Annotated in this window: 13 protein-coding genes; 9 read left to right on the forward strand and 4 right to left on the reverse strand. The window is 64.2% G+C overall.

The genetic code is table 11. The features are described 5' to 3' along the window. From SOP95_RS13445 to SOP95_RS13460, 4 genes are all read left to right on the forward strand, one after another. Positions 1-2433: an efflux RND transporter permease subunit gene (locus tag SOP95_RS13445; RefSeq protein ID WP_274074671.1), complete on the forward strand. Its 2433-nt coding sequence runs from the start codon at positions 1-3 to the stop codon at positions 2431-2433. Positions 2434-2581: 148 nt separating this feature from the next. Continuing rightward, positions 2582-3817 (forward strand): helix-turn-helix transcriptional regulator, encoded by a 1236-nt coding sequence (locus tag SOP95_RS13450; RefSeq protein WP_274074672.1) that lies wholly within the window; start codon positions 2582-2584, stop codon positions 3815-3817. Between the two features lie 133 nt (positions 3818-3950). Beyond that, positions 3951-4718, forward strand: a complete 768-nt coding sequence (locus tag SOP95_RS13455; protein ID WP_323607346.1) for an SDR family oxidoreductase — start codon at positions 3951-3953, stop codon at positions 4716-4718. A 12-nt stretch (positions 4719-4730) separates the two neighbouring features. Beyond that, positions 4731-5564: an SDR family NAD(P)-dependent oxidoreductase gene (locus tag SOP95_RS13460; RefSeq protein WP_274074674.1), complete on the forward strand. Its 834-nt coding sequence runs from the start codon at positions 4731-4733 to the stop codon at positions 5562-5564. Positions 5565-5712: 148 nt separating this feature from the next. On the opposite strand, the gene dmpG is transcribed toward SOP95_RS13460, so the two are convergent. The 4 genes from dmpG to SOP95_RS13480 form a co-directional block, all read right to left on the reverse strand. Next, the gene (gene dmpG, locus SOP95_RS13465; protein ID WP_274074675.1) at positions 5713-6741 is read right to left on the reverse strand and encodes a 4-hydroxy-2-oxovalerate aldolase; all 1029 of its coding nucleotides are present in this window, start codon (positions 6739-6741) and stop codon (positions 5713-5715) included. A gap of 10 nt (positions 6742-6751) precedes the next feature. Then, positions 6752-7678, reverse strand: a complete 927-nt coding sequence (locus SOP95_RS13470) for an acetaldehyde dehydrogenase (acetylating) (RefSeq protein WP_274074676.1) — start codon at positions 7676-7678, stop codon at positions 6752-6754. A 31-nt stretch (positions 7679-7709) separates the two neighbouring features. Further along, positions 7710-8501: a fumarylacetoacetate hydrolase family protein gene (locus SOP95_RS13475; protein WP_274074677.1), complete on the reverse strand. Its 792-nt coding sequence runs from the start codon at positions 8499-8501 to the stop codon at positions 7710-7712. A 75-nt stretch (positions 8502-8576) separates the two neighbouring features. After that, positions 8577-9350 carry a glucose 1-dehydrogenase gene (locus tag SOP95_RS13480; protein ID WP_323607347.1) on the reverse strand — a complete coding sequence of 258 codons (774 nt, stop codon included), beginning with the start codon at positions 9348-9350 and terminating at the stop codon, positions 8577-8579. 416 nt (positions 9351-9766) lie between these two features. On the opposite strand from SOP95_RS13480, the gene SOP95_RS13485 reads away from it, so the two are divergent. The 5 genes from SOP95_RS13485 (at position 9767) to SOP95_RS13505 (ending at position 16705) form a co-directional block, all read left to right on the forward strand. After that, entirely contained in the window at positions 9767-10954 is a 1188-nt protein-coding gene (locus SOP95_RS13485; protein WP_274074679.1) for an acyl-CoA dehydrogenase family protein, read from the forward strand. Between the two features lie 78 nt (positions 10955-11032). Next, a complete protein-coding gene (locus SOP95_RS13490; protein ID WP_274074680.1) occupies positions 11033-12055 on the forward strand; it encodes a ferredoxin--NADP reductase in 1023 nt (340 codons plus the stop codon). Positions 12056-12086: 31 nt separating this feature from the next. Further along, positions 12087-13703: a FadD3 family acyl-CoA ligase gene (locus SOP95_RS13495; protein WP_274074681.1), complete on the forward strand. Its 1617-nt coding sequence runs from the start codon at positions 12087-12089 to the stop codon at positions 13701-13703. A 51-nt stretch (positions 13704-13754) separates the two neighbouring features. Continuing rightward, entirely contained in the window at positions 13755-15401 is a 1647-nt protein-coding gene (locus tag SOP95_RS13500; RefSeq protein ID WP_274074682.1) for a DUF1302 domain-containing protein, read from the forward strand. 74 nt (positions 15402-15475) lie between these two features. After that, the gene (locus tag SOP95_RS13505) at positions 15476-16705 is read left to right on the forward strand and encodes an NADH:flavin oxidoreductase (RefSeq protein ID WP_274074683.1); all 1230 of its coding nucleotides are present in this window, start codon (positions 15476-15478) and stop codon (positions 16703-16705) included. The last annotated feature ends 78 nt before the right edge of the window (positions 16706-16783 follow it).

Here is a 16783-nt window from a genome sequence, read left to right on the forward strand (position 1 = left end):
ATGAATCAAGGTAAACACTGGGTGACGCGCTGCGTCGAAACGTGCGCGGACTACCTGATGGCCTGGCGCAAGGGACTGCTGTTGCTATTCGTTCTGGTAACGCTGGGCCTGGGCTACAGCGCCACCCACACGCAACTGGATCCGGGCTTCAACAAACAGATCCCGGTACGTCATGACTTCATGATCAACTTCCTCAAGTTCAGCCATTACTTCACCGGCGCCAACCGCTTCCTGGTGAGCGTACGCTGGAAGGGCGAGGGTGACATTTACAACACCGAGTACCTCGAGACCCTGCGCAAAGTCACCGACGACGTGTTTTTCATCTCCGGGGTCAGCCGCCCCAGTGTGACGTCGCTGTTCACCGCCAACGTGCGCTACATCGAAATCACCGAGGAAGGTTTCTTCGGCGACGTGGTGGTGCCACCGCGCTTCGCCGGCACCCCGGAGGACCTGGCGCAGGTGCGCAGCAACACCGCTGCCTCCGGACAGGTCGGTCGCCTGGTGGCCAACGACCTCAAGTCGGCCATGGTCCGCGCCGACTTGCAGGACATCGACCCCAAGACCGGCCAGCCGGTGTCCTATGTCGAGATCGCCAAGCGCCTGGAAGACATCCGAGCCAAATACAACAGCGCGGATATCGAGATCAACATCGTCGGCTTCGCCAAGCTGGTGGGGGATGTGGTCGAAGGGCTGAACACGGTGATCGGCTTCTTTGTGGTGGCCTTCGTCATTACCGGGTTGCTGCTGTGGCTGTATTCGCGCTCCCTGCGCCTGACGGTGGTGGCGCTGGTGGTGGCGTTGCTGCCGGTGGTCTGGTTGCTCGGCCTGTTGCCGCTGCTGGGCCTGGGTATCGATCCGATGTCGATCCTGGTGCCGTTCCTGATCTTCTCCATCGGCGTGTCCCATGCGGTGCAGATGACCAACGCCTGGAAGCAGGACGTGCTGGCCGGCAGTACATCGAAGGACGCGGCGCGATCGGCGTTCTGCAAGATCTTCATCCCCGGTTCCCTGGCCTTGCTGATGAACGCCCTGGGCTTCGCGGTGATCATGTTGATCGACATTCCCATCGTTCACGAACTGGGGGTGACGGCCTGCATCGGCGTGATGTTGATGATCATCACCAACAAACTGATGCTGCCGGTGATCATTTCGTACTTGCGCCTGGAACCTGCGCTGTTGCGTCGGGCGCAATCGCGTCCGGCGGGCAGGCACCGCCTGTGGTGGCGCCTGTCGGCGCTGGCCGAACCGGGGCCGGCCCTGGGGGTGTTTGTGGTCAGCCTGTTGCTGCTGGCGGCCGGGGCCTACAAGGCCCGCGACCTGGCGGTGGGCGACATTGGCGCCGGTGCGCCGGAGCTGCGGGCCGATTCGCGCTACAACCAGGACAACGCCAGGATCATCAGCAGCTACTCCATCGGGCTTGATGTGATGTCGGTGTTCGTCCAGGTCAATGGCGTCGAAGAAGGTTGCCTGTCGCCGGATGTGATGCGTGCGGTGGAAGCTTTCGATTTCCGCATGCGCACGGTCACCGGCGTGCAGTCGATCCAGAGTGTGGCGGACATGGGCAAGCGGGTGATCGCCGGCAATAACGAAGGCAACCCGCGCTGGGCGGCGATTCCGGGATCGCCCAGGGGCCTGAGCCAGGGCGCGCGGGCCTATATGCCGGATGACGGACTGGTTACCGACGGTTGCCAGCAGATGCAGATCCTGGTGTTCCTGGCCGATCACGAAGGCAGCACCGTCAGCCATGCGATCGCCGAAGCCAAGCGGATCATTGCCGAAGTCAGCTCGCCGCAAGTCGAATTCCTCCTGGCCGGCGGCAACGTCGGGGTGATGGCGGCCTCCAACGAGGCGGTCAAGCGCGCCGAAGTGATCATGCTCGGCGCATTATTCGGATCGGTGGCATTGTTTTGCTGGCTGACCTTCTTGTCGATCCGCGCGGTGCTGTGCATTCTGGTGCCGCTGGCGATTGTCGCGATCCTGTGCAACGCGTTGATGACAATGCTCGGGATCGGCCTGAAAGTCGCAACCTTGCCGGTGATGGCGTTGGGGGTGGGCGTGGGCGTCGACTACGGCATTTACCTGTACGAACGTATCCAGCACGAGATGCTGCGCGGCGCCAACCTGCGGGAGGCGTTCTACGAGGCCATGTGCCAACGCGGTACTGCGGCGGTGTTCACGGCCGTGACCATGTCGATCGGCGTCTGCACCTGGGCGTTCGCACCGCTGAAGTTTCAGGCCGACATGGGTGTGCTGTTGTCGTTCATGTTCCTGGTCAACGTGCTGGGAGCGATTTTCCTCCTGCCGGCATTGGCCGCCTGGTTCAATCGCGGGCGCCCACTGGTGACTGAACGGGTACACGCGCCTGCGCCGGCACAAGGGCAGTTCCGCCTGAAAAACAGCCCGGCGGCGCGTGATACCGCGCACGAAAAATAAACCTGCCGGACCTATTGTGGAGTCCGCAGGCGCTAGTGAAAACTGGCAGGCAAGTAGCAGTCGAGAGGGGGGAACCCAGGGTTCCCCCGGCCGAAATTATAAAAATAACAAGGGAAGGGCGCAGTCCTTACCCGAGCGAGATAAGACTATGCAGAACGCTGACTTGACCCATGAAGCCCTGGCCAGTCTTGGCCTCGACCTCGTGCGCTACAACCAGTTGGTGGGCGAAATCTACGAAGGCGCCCTCGATCCGAAACTTATGGCCACGGCCCTCAGGAGCTTTCTCAAACTCTACGATGCCAACTTCGTCACCCTGATCCTGCGGGTGCCGGATCAACCCGATGTCGGTGTGATGATCATCGTCGGCGACATCGAAGGTGCCGGCGATGTCTGCTACATGACCTACCCGCAAACCAATTCGCCTTTCTCCAATCAGCCGCTGGACCACGTATTCACCGTGGACGACATCATGAGTTCCTCACAGTGGGAGCAGAACGGCTACTTCAAGACATTCTGCGAGCCCCATGACGTGTACCACCTGATGCTGGCCGACATTTCAACCCCGGACGGGGGCAAGCTGCGCTTTCGCATAACCCGCCCGAAACGGGCTCCCAACTTCTCGGCCCATGACCGGGCAGTGTGCGCCAGTTTCCTGCCACACCTGAGGCGTGCCTCGCAGTTGCATAACCTGCTGGATCGCAGCGAATCGCTGAGTGAGTTGTACTCCCAGGCCATCAGCCGCTTATCGGTGGCGACCCTGGTGCTCGACGAGAGCGGCAGCGTGTTGCAGATCAACCCGGTGGCCCAGGAAATCCTGGCCCGCTCCGACGGCTTGAAACTGGTGGGCGGGCGCCTGGAAGCGACGTATCCCAGCGACAACCGTGAATTGCAGCGCCTGATTCGCGGCGCATTCTGCCCGGACGCGCCGAAAAGCGCCGAGGCCATGTCGGTAACGCGGCCGTCGGGGCTGGTCAACCTTGGCGTGGTGGTCGAATCGATTCCGTCCCTGGACTGGGCCGAGGAGAAGGGCCAGCCGGCGGCGCTGGTGTACATCCGCGATGCCTCGAGCAAATCCCTGGCCAGCGAAGTGGTGACCAAGCAGCTGTTCAACCTGACCAAGGCCGAAACCGCCCTGGCCATGGAGTTGGCCAACGGTTTGTCCCTTGAGGAAGCGGCCGAGGTCCTGAATATCCGCCGTAACACTGCGCGGGCGCACTTGCGCTCGATCTTCTCCAAGACCGGCGTGCGGCGCCAGACCGAACTGGTGCGCATCATGCTCAACAGCGTGGTGGCCTTGGGCAAGCCGCAACTGGCATTGAAAATGACCGAGAAAATCAAGGTGCCCCCGCTGCAACTGGCCGTGCCGATCTATCGCCAGGCCTGAGCCTGCAGACCCGCCGCCGGGCCATCCTGCCCTGCGGCGCGGTCGTTGACGCCGCTTGATTTTAGTCCGCACGGACGATGCCGTCCCGTGATCGCCCTGTCGATACTGGGCGGACCCATCACGGAGAACCACCATGCCAATTACAGCCATCACCGGCAGTGCCTCGGGAATCGGCGCCGCCGTATCCGCCGCCCTGCGCGCCGCCGGCCACCAGGTCATCGGGATCGATCGCAGCAACGCCGAAGTCATCGCCGACCTGTCCACCGCCCAAGGGCGCGACGCCGCCATCGGGCAAGTGCTTGAACTCAGCGGCGGGGTCCTCGACGGGTTGGTCTGCTGCGCCGGCGTCGGTGTCACCGCGCCAAACTGCGGCCTGATTCTGGCGGTCAATTACTTCGGCGTCAGCGGGTTGCTCGACGGCCTGCAAGGGGCGTTGGCCAAGGGCCAACAACCGGCGGCGCTGGTGATCGGTTCCGTTGCGGCGACCCATTCGGGCCCCGACGGCCAACCGCAGATCGAAGCGATGATCGCTGGCGATGAGGCCCAGGCGCTGGTTTTGGCCAACACCCTCGGCCAGCCTCACGTCGCTTATGCCGCCTCCAAATATGCCATCAGCCAGCATGTGCGCAGCCTGGCGGTGAGCTGGGGAAAGCTGGGCCTGCGATTGAACGTGGTGGCGCCGGGCGCGGTAGAAACCCCGTTGCACCAGGCCTCGCTGGACGATGCCCGATTTGGCCAGGCGACCCGCGATTTCGTCGCGCCCCTGGGCCGCGCTGGGCACCCTGAAGAAGTTGCCGCAGTGGTAGCCTTCCTGCAATCGCCCCAGGCATCTTTTGTCCATGGCAGCGTCGTGTTCGTCGACGGCGGCATGGACGCCATGGTCCGCGCCCCACGCTTCTAAAAAGGAACTTGCATGAACAAGGTGGCATTCATCACCGGCGCCAGCCGTGGCATCGGTCGCGAGGCGGCGCTGGCGTTCGCCCGCGCCGGTTTCGACCTGGCGATCAGCGCCCGTACCCTCAACGAGGGCGAACAACATGAGCATGCCCTGCGCGATGCCGCGGGAGCACCGCTGGCCGGTAGCCTCAACGGCACTGCCCAGACCTTGCGCGAGCTCGGTTGCCGGGTGCTCGTAGTGCCGATGGACCTGCTCGACAGCGATTCGGCGCTGCATGCCTGCCAGGCGGTGCTGGCCGAGTACGGGCGCATCGACGTGCTGATCAACAATGCGATCTACCAGGGCAGCGACCTCAACGCCGAGTTCATGGACCTGCAGGCCCAGACCCTGGAGCGGATGTTCAAGGGCTACATCCTCACCCCGTTCCTGCTGACCCGGGCGGTGGCCGAACACATGGTGACCCGCGGTGGCGGGGTGGTGATCAACGTCACCTCCGGCGCCGGCGAAAGCGACCCACCGGTGGCGGCGGGCAAGGGTGGCTGGGGTTACGCCTATGGCGCGGGCAAGGCGGCGGTGTCGCGGTTGTCCGGGGTATTGAGCACGGAACTGGGCGAGGCTGGCGTGCGCGCCTATACCCTCAATCCGGGCGTGGTGACCACCGAATCGCTCAAGGCCACCATCGGCGACAAGGGGCTGATTGCCTTACGCGCCGGCAGTGCGCCGCCCCATGTACCGGCGGCGGTGATGTTGTGGCTGGCTACAGACGAACAGGCACCGGGGTTTCAGCGGCGGACCATTGCGGCGCAGCCGTTTGCGTTGGAGCACGGCATCGTCGCCGATTGGCGTTGACGAAAGCGGTGTGCCAGTCGCCCTGGAGGGTGACTGGCATGGCCTCTTCGCGAGCAAGCCCGCTCCCACAGGAGGTTTGTGTCGTGCGCCGCGAATCAAATGTGGGAGCGGGCTTGCTCGCGAAAGCGGTGGATCTGCCAGCAGGGTCTTATGCCTGCCGCCGCTGCCGGGCCAGGGTCATGGCGGTGTCCTCGATCATGTCCTCCTGACCGCCGACCATGCCGCGGCGACCCATTTCAACGAGGATCTCCCGGGCCGACACGCCGTACTTCTTCTCGGCGCGCTTGGCGAACAGCAGGAACGAACCGTAGACCCCGGCGTAACCCATGGTCAGGGCATCGCGGTCGCTGCGGATCGGGAAGTCCATGATCGGCACCACCAGGTCTTCGGCCACGTCCTGGATACCGAACACACTGACGCCGGTGTCGATGCCCATGCGGTCACATACCGCCACCAGCACTTCCATCGGCGTGTTGCCGGCACCGGCACCGAGGCCCGCGCAGGCGGCGTCGATGCGGTTGGCCCCGGCGGCGATCGCGGCGATGGAGTTGGACACGCCCATCGACAGATTGTGGTGGCCATGGAAACCGATCTCGGTTTCCGGCTTGAGGGCCGCGCGCATCGCCGCCACACGGGCGCTGACGTCGTGGGGCAGCAGGTAACCCGCCGAGTCGGTCAGGTAGATGCAGTTGGCGCCGTAGCTTTCCATCAGCAAGCCCTGCTTGACCAGGCCTTCAGGGTTGTTCATGTGGGCCATCATCAGGAAGCCGACAGTGTCCATGCCCAGGCCGCGGGCGTGGGAAATGTGCTGCTCGCTGACGTCAGCCTCGGTGCAATGGGTGGCCACGCGAATGGTGTTGACCCCCAATTCATGGGCCATTTTCAGGTGATCGACGGTGCCGATCCCCGGCAGCAGCAGGGCAGAGACCTTGGCCTTTTTCATCAGCGGGATCACCGCCGACAGATACTCCTCGTCAGTGTGGGCCGGGAAACCGTAGTTCACCGAACTGCCGCCCAGGCCGTCGCCGTGGGTGACTTCGATCAGCGGAACGCCGGCATCGTCGAGGCCGCAGGCGATCTCTTTCATCTGTTGCAGGCTGATCTGGTGGCGCTTGGGGTGCATGCCGTCGCGCAGGCACATGTCGTGAACGGTGATGCTTTTGCCGCGAAGATCCATGGTCGGCTCCTTATGCGTGGGCGGGTTGGACGGTGGCTTGCAACACCAGCTCGCCCTTGAGGATTTCCTCGGCGAACATCTCGGCGGTGCGCGCCGCGGCGGCGGTCATGATGTCGAGGTTGCCGGCGTACTTGGGCAGGTAGTCACCCAGGCCTTCGACCTCCATGAAGATCGACACCCGGTTGCCTTCAAACACCGGGCCGTTGACCAACTTGTAGCCGGGCACGTAGCGCTGCACTTGCACGATCATGGCCTCGATGGCGGCGGTGATCGCCGGCTGGTCGGGTTCGCTCTCGGTCAGGCAATGCACGGTGTCGCGCATTATCAGCGGCGGCTCGGCGGGGTTGATGATGATGATCGCCTTGCCTTTCTTCGCGCCGCCGACTTTCTCCACGGCGCTTGAGGTGGTGCGGGTGAATTCGTCGATGTTTTTCCGGGTGCCGGGGCCGACCGATTTCGACGCGGCGGTGGCGATGATCTCGGCGTACTCCACCGGCTGCACGCTGGACACCGCGGCCACCAAAGGAATGGTGGCCTGGCCACCGCAAGTGACCATGTTGACGTTCATCACGCCCAGGCCCAGTTGCGCCTTGAGGTTGACCGGTGGCACGCAGTACGGGCCGATGGCTGCCGGGGTCAGGTCAATCATCAACACGCCCAGGGCATTGAGCTTGCGCGAGTTCTGCGCGTGCACGTAGGCCGAGGTGGCATCGAAGGCGATCTGGATCTGGTCTTCGAGGACATGGGGCAGCAGGCCGTCGACCCCGTCGGCGGTGGTTTTCAGGCCCAGCTCGCGGGCCCGTGCCAGGCCTTCGGAGGTGGCGTCGATGCCGACCATCCACACCGGCTCCAGCACCTCGCTGCGCATCAGTTTGTACAACAGGTCGGTGCCGATGTTGCCCGGCCCGATCAGCGCGCATTTGATCTTCTTGCTCATGTTTTTCTGGCTCCTGGAAAGGGAAGGGCGATCACGGGACAAAGCGCAGGCTGGCTTCGCCGAGCCCGGTCATGGACAGGCTGATATGGTCGCCGGCGACCACAGGCACCAGCGGCGCCAGGGCACCGGACAGAATGATTTCGCCACGGCGGAACGGGATGCCCAGCTCGCCCAGGGTATTGGCCAGCCAGGCCACTGCCGCGCAGGGATGACCCTGCACCGCCGAGCCCAGGCCGGAACCCGCCGGTTGGCCGTTCTTGCTCATTTGCATGTGCACGGCAGCGAGGTCCAGCGAGCGCGGGTCGATGTGCTGGCTACCGAGGGCGAACACGCCGCAGGAGGCGTTGTCGGCGACGGTGTCCTGAATGCGGATCTGCCAGTCGTCGATCCGCGAATCGACAATCTCGAAGCACGGCACGACCCATTGGCTGGCGGCCAGCACGTCTTCGGCGCTGATGCCCGGGCCTTGCAGGTCTTCACCGAGGATGAAGGCGATTTCGCCTTCGGCCCGCGGCTGGATCAGGTTGTAGAGGGCCAGGCTGACATCGCAGCCGTCCTCGACCTGCATGGCGTTGGTGAGGAAGCCGAAATCCGGTTGGTGGACATCGAGCATTTCCTGCACGGCGCGGCTGGTGACCCCGATTTTCTTGCCGATCACTTGCTCGCCGAGGGCTTCGCGGCGTTGCAGGAAGTGCAGGGAAATCCGGTAGGCCTGCTCCAGGGTGATCTGCGGATAACGGCGGGTCAGGGGGGCCAGCGTCTGCCGGCTGCGCAGGGCGTTGAACAGTTCGTCACCGAGCGCGGTGATCAAATGGGCGTCCATGGCGAGGGCTCCAGTGGGGTGGGAGAAAAAAAAGGCCCGCCCCGACATCATCAGGGGCGAGCCCAAAGGAGTGGTTCAGCCGGGCCACACCGACGAGTCGGCACCGCCATCGACATCGATGATCTTGCCGGTCACCCAGGCCGAAGCGGGGCTGGCCAGGTACAGCGCGGCGGCGGCGATGTCCTGCGGGGTGCCCAGGCATTTGAGCGGGGTGTTGGCTTCCATGGCCTCGCGCATGGCGGTGGGCATCACGCCGTTCAGTGCTTCGGTGAGGGTCGGGCCGGGGGCGACGGCGTTGACGCGGATCTGCGGCGCGAAGTCCTGGGCCAGCAAGCGGGTCAAGTGGCTGAGGGCCGCCTTGGCTGTACCGTAGGCGCTGAAATGGCGTTGGGCATAACGCGCCGCCACCGAGCTGATATTGATGATGTTGCCGCCACCGGCCTCGCGCATCAGCGGCACGCACAACTGGCAGAAGTCGTAGCTGGTGGTCACGTTGAAATTCAGCACCTGGGCGAACTGCTCAGGGGTCATTGCCAGCGGATCGTTGGGACCGCCGCCGCCTGCGTTGTTGACCAGATGCGTGATGCGGCCCATTTGCTCGACGCTGTGGCGCACCAGTGCCTGGCGTTGCCCGGCATCGTTGACGTCACAGGCGATGGCCAGCGCGCGCCGGCCCAGGCCGCGAACCTCCTCGGCCACGGCCTCTACCTCGTCCAGCGAACGCGCCGAGCACACCACATCGGCGCCGGCTTCGGCATACGCCAGGGCAATCGCCCGCCCGATACCCCGGCCGCTGCCGGTGACGATGGCGACGCTGCCGTGCATCTGGAAACGCTGCAAAATACTCATGGGCCCTTGCTCCGTGGGGTCGATTGTCGATGGATTGAATATCGCCGCAACGGCCGTGGCCAGCATCGTCTCAATGGACTAGCGGGCGGTGTGTGCATATCCATTCCTGCGGTAACGGCCACCCAGGGTTTCGCCCTTTGTAGGAGCGAGCTTGCTCGCGATGGAGGTTAACGATGACGCGGGCAGCCTGACACCCCGCGGTGTTCTCAGGTTTTTCGCGAGCAAGCTCGCTCCTACAAGTGACCCGCCGTCAGGGCGCAACCATGAGCCGTCGTTACCGAAGAAACGGATATACCCGCCAAACCCCGATACCCAACCCCACCCCTAGTCCGCTTTGACGATGAAGGATTACCCGCTCGATCCGATGATCCGTCTCAACTCGCGCAGTGGCGCAGTGAGATCGGGAGAATTGAGTGATGCACAGCATGCGAGAAAAGACCCAGGACGAACATGATCTGCTGGAACGTGCACGCAGCCTGGTGCCGGCACTCAAGGCGCGCACGGCGCAGGCCGACAAGGACTTGAAGGTGCCGGTGGAGAGCGTCCTCGAGTTGCAGTCCGCCGGCTTGTTGCGGGCCTTGCAGCCAAGGGCGTTCGGCGGTTATGAAGTGGATCCGCGGACCTTCTTCGAAATCCAGACCATCCTCGCCGAGGGTTGCATGTCCACGGCGTGGATCTACGGCGTGATGGGGGTTCACCCCTGGCAACTGGCGCGTTACCCGATCGAAGCGCAGCGCGAAGTCTGGGCCGATGACCACAATGCGCTGATCTGCTCGACCTACATGCCGGCGGCCAAGGTCACGGTGGTTGAAGGTGGTTACCGCATCAGCGGGCGCTGGGGTTTCTCCAGCGGCAGCGAACACTGCCAATGGGTGTTCCTGGGGGGCATCCTGCCGCCCGATGGCGACATGCCCGCCGAGCACGGCACCTTCCTGCTGCCGCTCAGCGACTATCAGATCGAACGCAACTGGGACGTGCTGGGCCTGCGCGGCACCGGCAGCCATGACATCGTGGTCGAGGATGTATTCGTCCCGGCCCATCGCGTGCAACGCACCAACAACTGCACCCTCGAAGCGACTCCCGGGCGTCTGGTCAACACCAATCCGATCTACGCGATCCCGTTCGCCCAGGTGTTCTCCCGCGCCGTCTCGACCTCGGCCCTCGGTGCCCTGCAGGGCGCGATCAACGAGTTCCGAGACAACGCCGCCAAACACATCGGCAAGCACGGCGCCCGGACCGCTGACGATCCGGTGGCGCAAACCGCCGTGGCCGAAGCGATGATCACCGTCGACAGCCTGCGCCTGGTGCTCGAGCGAAACTATGACCACCTGATGAGTCTGGCACGTGCCGGCGAGTACCCGGACACCGAGACCCGCCTGCTGTATCGCTACCAGTCGGCCTATGTGACCAACATCTGCGCCGAACGGGCCAACGACCTGCTGCGCAGCATGGCCGCCTCCGGCCTGTACAACACAAACCCGGTGGCGCGGCTGTTCCGCGACCTGCACCAGGCCCGCGGGCACATCGCCAACAACTACATGGCCTACGGGCGCAGCTACGGCGCGGTGCTGCTCGGCCTACCCAACCCGGACCCTTACGTCTGAGGCCATGGCGAGCGTTTCGACACCCCTGGTTTACACCTGTCCGTGCTGCACGGCCAGGTGGTCATGAGTAGCTGACCTATGAACAATTATCTTGCCCTGCGCGTGGCCCGCGTGATCGAGGAAACCGCCGATGCGCGTTCCCTGGTGTTCGACGTGCCGGAGCACCTGGGCGAACGTTTTCGCTATCAACCAGGCCAGTTCCTGACCTTGCGCGTGCCTTTCGAGGACGGCTGGCTGCCCCGTTGTTATTCATTGTCCAGCACGCCGTTGCTGGATGAGCCGTTGCGGGTAACGGTCAAGCGCGTGCACGAGGGCCGCGCCTCGAACTGGCTGTGCGGCGAGTTGCAGGCCGGCCAGACCCTGGAGGTGCTGCCACCGGCCGGGGTGTTCGTGCCGCGCAGTCTCGACGGCGACTTGCTGCTGTTTGGCGGCGGCAGTGGCGTGACCCCGGTGCTGTCGATCCTGCGTTCGGCGTTGCTCGCGGGAACTGGTCGGGTGCTGCTGATCTATGCCAACCGCGATGAGTCCTCGGTGATTTTCAAGGACGAACTCCGCCAGCTGGCCAGCGCTCATCCGCAACGCCTGCAGATCGTCCATTGGCTCGATTCGGTGCAGGGCATCCCGAGCGTCGGGCAACTGGCGGAGCTGGCGCGGCCGTTCATCGATGCTCAGGCATTCATCTGTGGCCCTGGCCCGTTCATGGACGCGGCGGTCAGCGCGCTCAAGGGCCTGGGCATGCCGGATCGCCGGGTGCACGTCGAGCGCTTTGTCTCGCTGCCCGGTGAAGGCGAGCTGCCGCTGGCGACCAGCAGCGAAGCGGCCGTGGCCGCGCAATTGGCGGTGCGCCTGGACGGAGAAGACCACCAACTGGCCTGCGACAGCGGCGAGACCGTGCTGGCCGCCATGGAGCGTGCCGGCCTAAACCCGCCCAGCGCCTGCCGAGTCGGTGGCTGCGCCTCGTGCATGTGCACCCTGGTAAGCGGCGAGGTCGAGCTGCTGCACAACGATGCACTGGACGCGGGCGACCTGGCCGAAGGCTGGATCCTGGCCTGCCAGGCGGTGCCCACCAGCGCGCAACTGCGTATCCGCTTTCCCGATTGATGCCTTCAATTATGCCCAGCGCGAGCCCACGATGAATCAGAGCCTGAACCTTGCCGCGCCCCTGAGCGCCGCCCCTGCCACCCTTGCCCAATTGGTCTTCAGCAGTGCCGAACGTTTTGCCGGGCGCACGGCCATCGAGGACAACGGCCAATGCATCGACTACGCCGAGCTGCCCGAGCGCGTCATGGGCTTTGCCCGGGGTTTGCTGGCCCTGGGCATCCAGGCCGGCGACCGGATTGGCATCTGGGCGCCGAACAGCGGCGACTGGATCCTCGCGGCGCTGGGCATCCAGTGCGCCGGGGCGGTGCTGGTACCGATCAACACGCGCATGAAGGGCCTTGAGGCCGCCGATGTGCTGGAGCGCAGCGGCTGCCGAGTATTGTTTGTCCAGCAGCGTTTTCTCGACGTGGACTACCCGGCGTTGCTCGCGCCCCATCGGCCGGCCAGCCTCGAACACCTGGTGCTGCTCGATGGCGACACCCCCGGGTTGCCTTCGGACCTGAGCCTTGCCCAGTTCCTGCTCGGCGCGGCGACCATCGATGCAGACAGCGCCAGGCGCCGGGCCATGGAGATCAAGCCCGAGGCCATGTGCGACCTGTTGTTCACCTCCGGCACCACCGGCAAACCCAAGGGCGTGATGAGCGGCCATGGCCAGAACCTGCGGGCCTTCACCGAATACGTCAAGGTCATCGGCCTGCTGCCGGAAGATCGCTACCTGATCGTCAACCCGTTCTTCCATGCGTTCGGCTACAAGGCCGGCTGGCTGACCTGCCTGATCGGCGGAGCGGCCATCCTGCCCCATGCGGTGTTCGACGCCGAGCAGGTGTTCCAGCGCATCGCCCGAGAACGCATCAGCGTGCTGCCCGGTGCTCCGACCCTGTATCTCTCGCTGCTGGCCCATCCGCAGCTGCAGCAGACCGACCTGTCGAGCCTGCGCATCGCGGTGACCGGTTCGGCGAGCATCCCGCCGAGCCTGATCGAGCGCATGCGCAACGAGCTGGGGTTCGCCGTGGTGACCACCGCCTACGGCCTGACCGAATGCGGCGGGCTGGCGACGATATGCGATCCCCAAGACTCGGCGAAGGTTATTGCCGGCACCAGCGGACGGCCGATCGCCGGCACCGAAGTGAGCATCCGCGACCCGCACAACCAGGTGCTGGAGGCCGGGCAGACCGGCGAGATCTGCCTGCGCGGGTTCCACATCATGCAGGGTTATTTCCAGAACCCCGAAGCGACCCGCGAAGCCATCGACGCCGAAGGCTGGCTGCATACCGGCGACGTCGGGCGACTGGACGAGGCGGGCAATCTGATCATCACCGACCGCCTCAAGGACATGTACATCGTCGGCGGCTTCAACTGCTACCCGGCGGAAATCGAAGCCGCGCTGATCAGACACCCGGCCATTGCCCAGGTGGCGGTGATCGGCATCGCCGATGAGCGCATGGGCGAGGTCGGCTGTGCCTGTGTGGTGCTGCGTGAAGGGCGGCAACTCGACGAGGCGCAACTGATCGCCTGGAGCCGGGAGCAAATGGCCAATTACAAGGTGCCGCGCCAGGTGCGTTTCTTCGACGCCTTGCCACTTAATCCGTCGAGCAAGGTGGCGAAGAACGAACTGCGCGCGGCGCTGGCCAACAGCGTTCCGGCGTAAGGCGCAGCCATCTCGCCAACACGAAAAAAACAACAACAAAAGGAGAGGAGCATGTTCACGGGAAATACTGTCGCGCGCCATTCGCGGAACCTGAGCGGTGGCCGCTGCCTGTTGGCAACGGCCATCACCATCGCCAGCGCCACGGCCAGCGCCGCACCGAGTATCGAACTGGGGGAGAACACCACCCTGGATTCGTCGCTGACGGTCAACTACACCGCCTCCATGCGCACTGCCAAGCAGGCCAGTCAATACCTCAACGACCCGAACAACGACGACGGCACACGCAACTTCAAGCGCGGCTCGCTGATCAACAACCGCCTGAGCCTGTTCGGCGAGTTGCAACTTCGGCACGACAACCTGGGGGCGGTGCTGCGCGGCAGTCAGTTCTACGACGATGTCTACAACCAGAAGAATGCCAACGACTCGCCGGAAACGGTGAACAAGACCGGCCACAACGACGGCTTCAGCGACGAGACCCGGCGCATGAGCGGCAGCGCGGCGCGACTGCTCGATGCGTATGTGTACGGCAACTTCGAGCTCGGCGAGACCCAGTACCTGTCGCTCAAGGCCGGGCGGCACCTGGTGGCCTGGGGCGAGAGCCTGTTCTGGGCCAACATCAGCCAGGGCCAGGCCCCGGTGGATGCGACCAAGTTCAACGTGCCGGGCACCGAGGCCAAGGACTCGTACCTGCCCGTGGGGCAGGTGTCCGGATCATGGTCGCTGAATGAAGACCTGGCGCTGGTGGGCTACTACCAGTACGAGTGGGAAAAGACCCAGCTCAATCCAGTGGGCGATTATTTCGGCAGCGACACCTTCGGTCCCGGCGCCGAGTTTTTCCGTCTGGGTGCCGGCCAGGTCGACCGTCTGCCCAACGGCCTGGCAGTCGGCTACGCCGGTGAGAAAGACGCCAAGGACAGCGGCCAATGGGGCCTGGGTGTGCGCTACCGGATCACCGAGAACACCGAAGTCGGGCTGTTTCATTACCGCTATAACGAGCGCGTCGGCTCGCTGTTCTTCGACTTCACCGGCACCACCCAATACTCCTCGCTCAAGGGCATCGGGCATGACGGCACTGCGCCGTCCTATCGCCTGGGCTACTTCGAAGACGTCAAGCTGACGGGTGTCAGCTTCAGCTCCAAGGTCGGCGATTCGGTGCAGTACGCCGGTGACCTGAGCTATCGCGATGGCGCCTCGGTCTACCTCAACAATGGCGCGCCGACCACTGGGCAGATCTGGCAGGGCAACCTCAACGCCTCGTACATCCTCGGCCCCAGCCTGCTCGCCCAGCAGACCACCTTCATGGGTGAAGTGGTGCATCAACACATCGACGGAGTGGACAGCCTGACGATCACCGGCGGCGGAGTCGGCGTGGATGGCACCTTCGACCAGTTCGAATCGAAGACCCAGACCCGTGGCTCGACCCTGCTGGGCGTCGGCGCCTACATGGACTACCCGTCCATCGCCACGGGCCTGGACCTGAACACCAAGGTAGTGTGGACGCAGAACGTCGACGGCAGCGCCTACCAGGGCCTGGGGCGCGACGAGAAGCGCCTGACCGTGGGTGGCGACTTCAAGTACCTGGGCAACTTCCAGGTCGGCATGACCTATGTCGCCTACCTGAGCTCGCCGGACGTCGCCCAGGGCCGCTTGCTGGCCGACCGCGACTACCTGTCGTTCAACGCCAAGTACACCTTCTGATGATCATGGCTGCGTCGCGATCCGGTGCCGCAGTCGTTCGCTTTTAGCCTGATAACAATAAAGAGAGGCCTGTCATGAATCCTCGTCCGACGCCATCACCGTTCAGCCCGATCGCAATTGGTCCGTTGACCCTGAAAAACCGTTTCATCAAGGCCGCCACCAACGAGGGCATGAGTGCCCAGGGCGTGCCGTCCAAACAACTGGTCAAGCTGCACTCGGCCCTGGTCGCAGGCGGCACCGCCCTGACCACTGTGGCCTATTGCGCGGTGAGCAGCGATGGTCGCACCTTGCCCAACCAGTTGACCCTCAGCCAATCCAGCCTGCCGCACTTCAAGGCCCTGACCGACGGGGTGCATCAGGCCGGTGGCCTGGCCAGCGCACAGATCACCCATGGTGGTTGCTTCACCTTCATCCGCGAACGCTCGACCAAGCGCCCACTGTCAGCCAGCGGCGGCTTCAACAAGATCGGCTTGATGAGCGGCATGTTCCTCAAGCAGGCGATGAACGAAGACGACATGCGACAAGTGGTGCGCGACTTCGCCCAAGGCGCACGCCTGGCGCGTCAGGCGGGTTTCGATGCCGTGGAGATCCACATGGGCCACGGCTACCTGCTCAGTCAGTTCATTTCGCCGATGTATAACAAGCGTCGCGACCAATACGGCGGCAACCTGGAAAACCGCCTGCGCTTTCCGCGTCGGGTGTTGCGAGCGGTGCTGGATGCAGTCGGCAAGGAGATGGCGGTCATCTGCAAATACAGCGTGACCGAAGGCGTGCGCGCCGGTAACAGCGCCGAAGACGGCGCGCAGATCGCACGCATGCTGGAAGAGGAGGGCGCGCACCTGCTGGTGCTCAGCGCGGGGATGAATGCCGAGTCGATCACCACCATGTTCGGTTCCTCCTTCCCCAAGGAAAACCGCGTGCAGCAGAAGAACAAGATCATCGCCCTGGCCATGGCTATCCAGCGTCGCAAGGAGCCGACCGTGGAATTCCGCGAGCTGTATCTGCTGGAACATGCACGCAAGGTACGTGCGGCGGTGAAAATGCCGTTGGCCTATCTGGGCGGTGCCAAGAGCCTGGCGAGCATCGAGAAAATCATGGCCGAGGGATTTGACCTGGTCGCCATGGGTCGGGTATTGCTGGCCGAAAACGACTACGTCAACAAACTCGCCACTGGCGCCAGCCGCGACTCGATCTGCACCGCCTGCAACCGCTGCGTGGCCATGATGTATACCCCCGGCGGCACCTCCTGCGTACTGGGTAAGCCCGGCGACGCAGTGTTGAACAGCCAGAAGGCGGCAGGGTAACAGATACACCAGGGTTTGGTTTGCCTGTGGGAGCCGGCTTGCTGGCGATGCGATGGTGGCCGTTACGCCGTCATCGCT

This window comes from Pseudomonas sp. YuFO8, assembly GCF_035065025.1.
GTDB lineage: Bacteria > Pseudomonadota > Gammaproteobacteria > Pseudomonadales > Pseudomonadaceae > Aquipseudomonas > Aquipseudomonas putida_AE.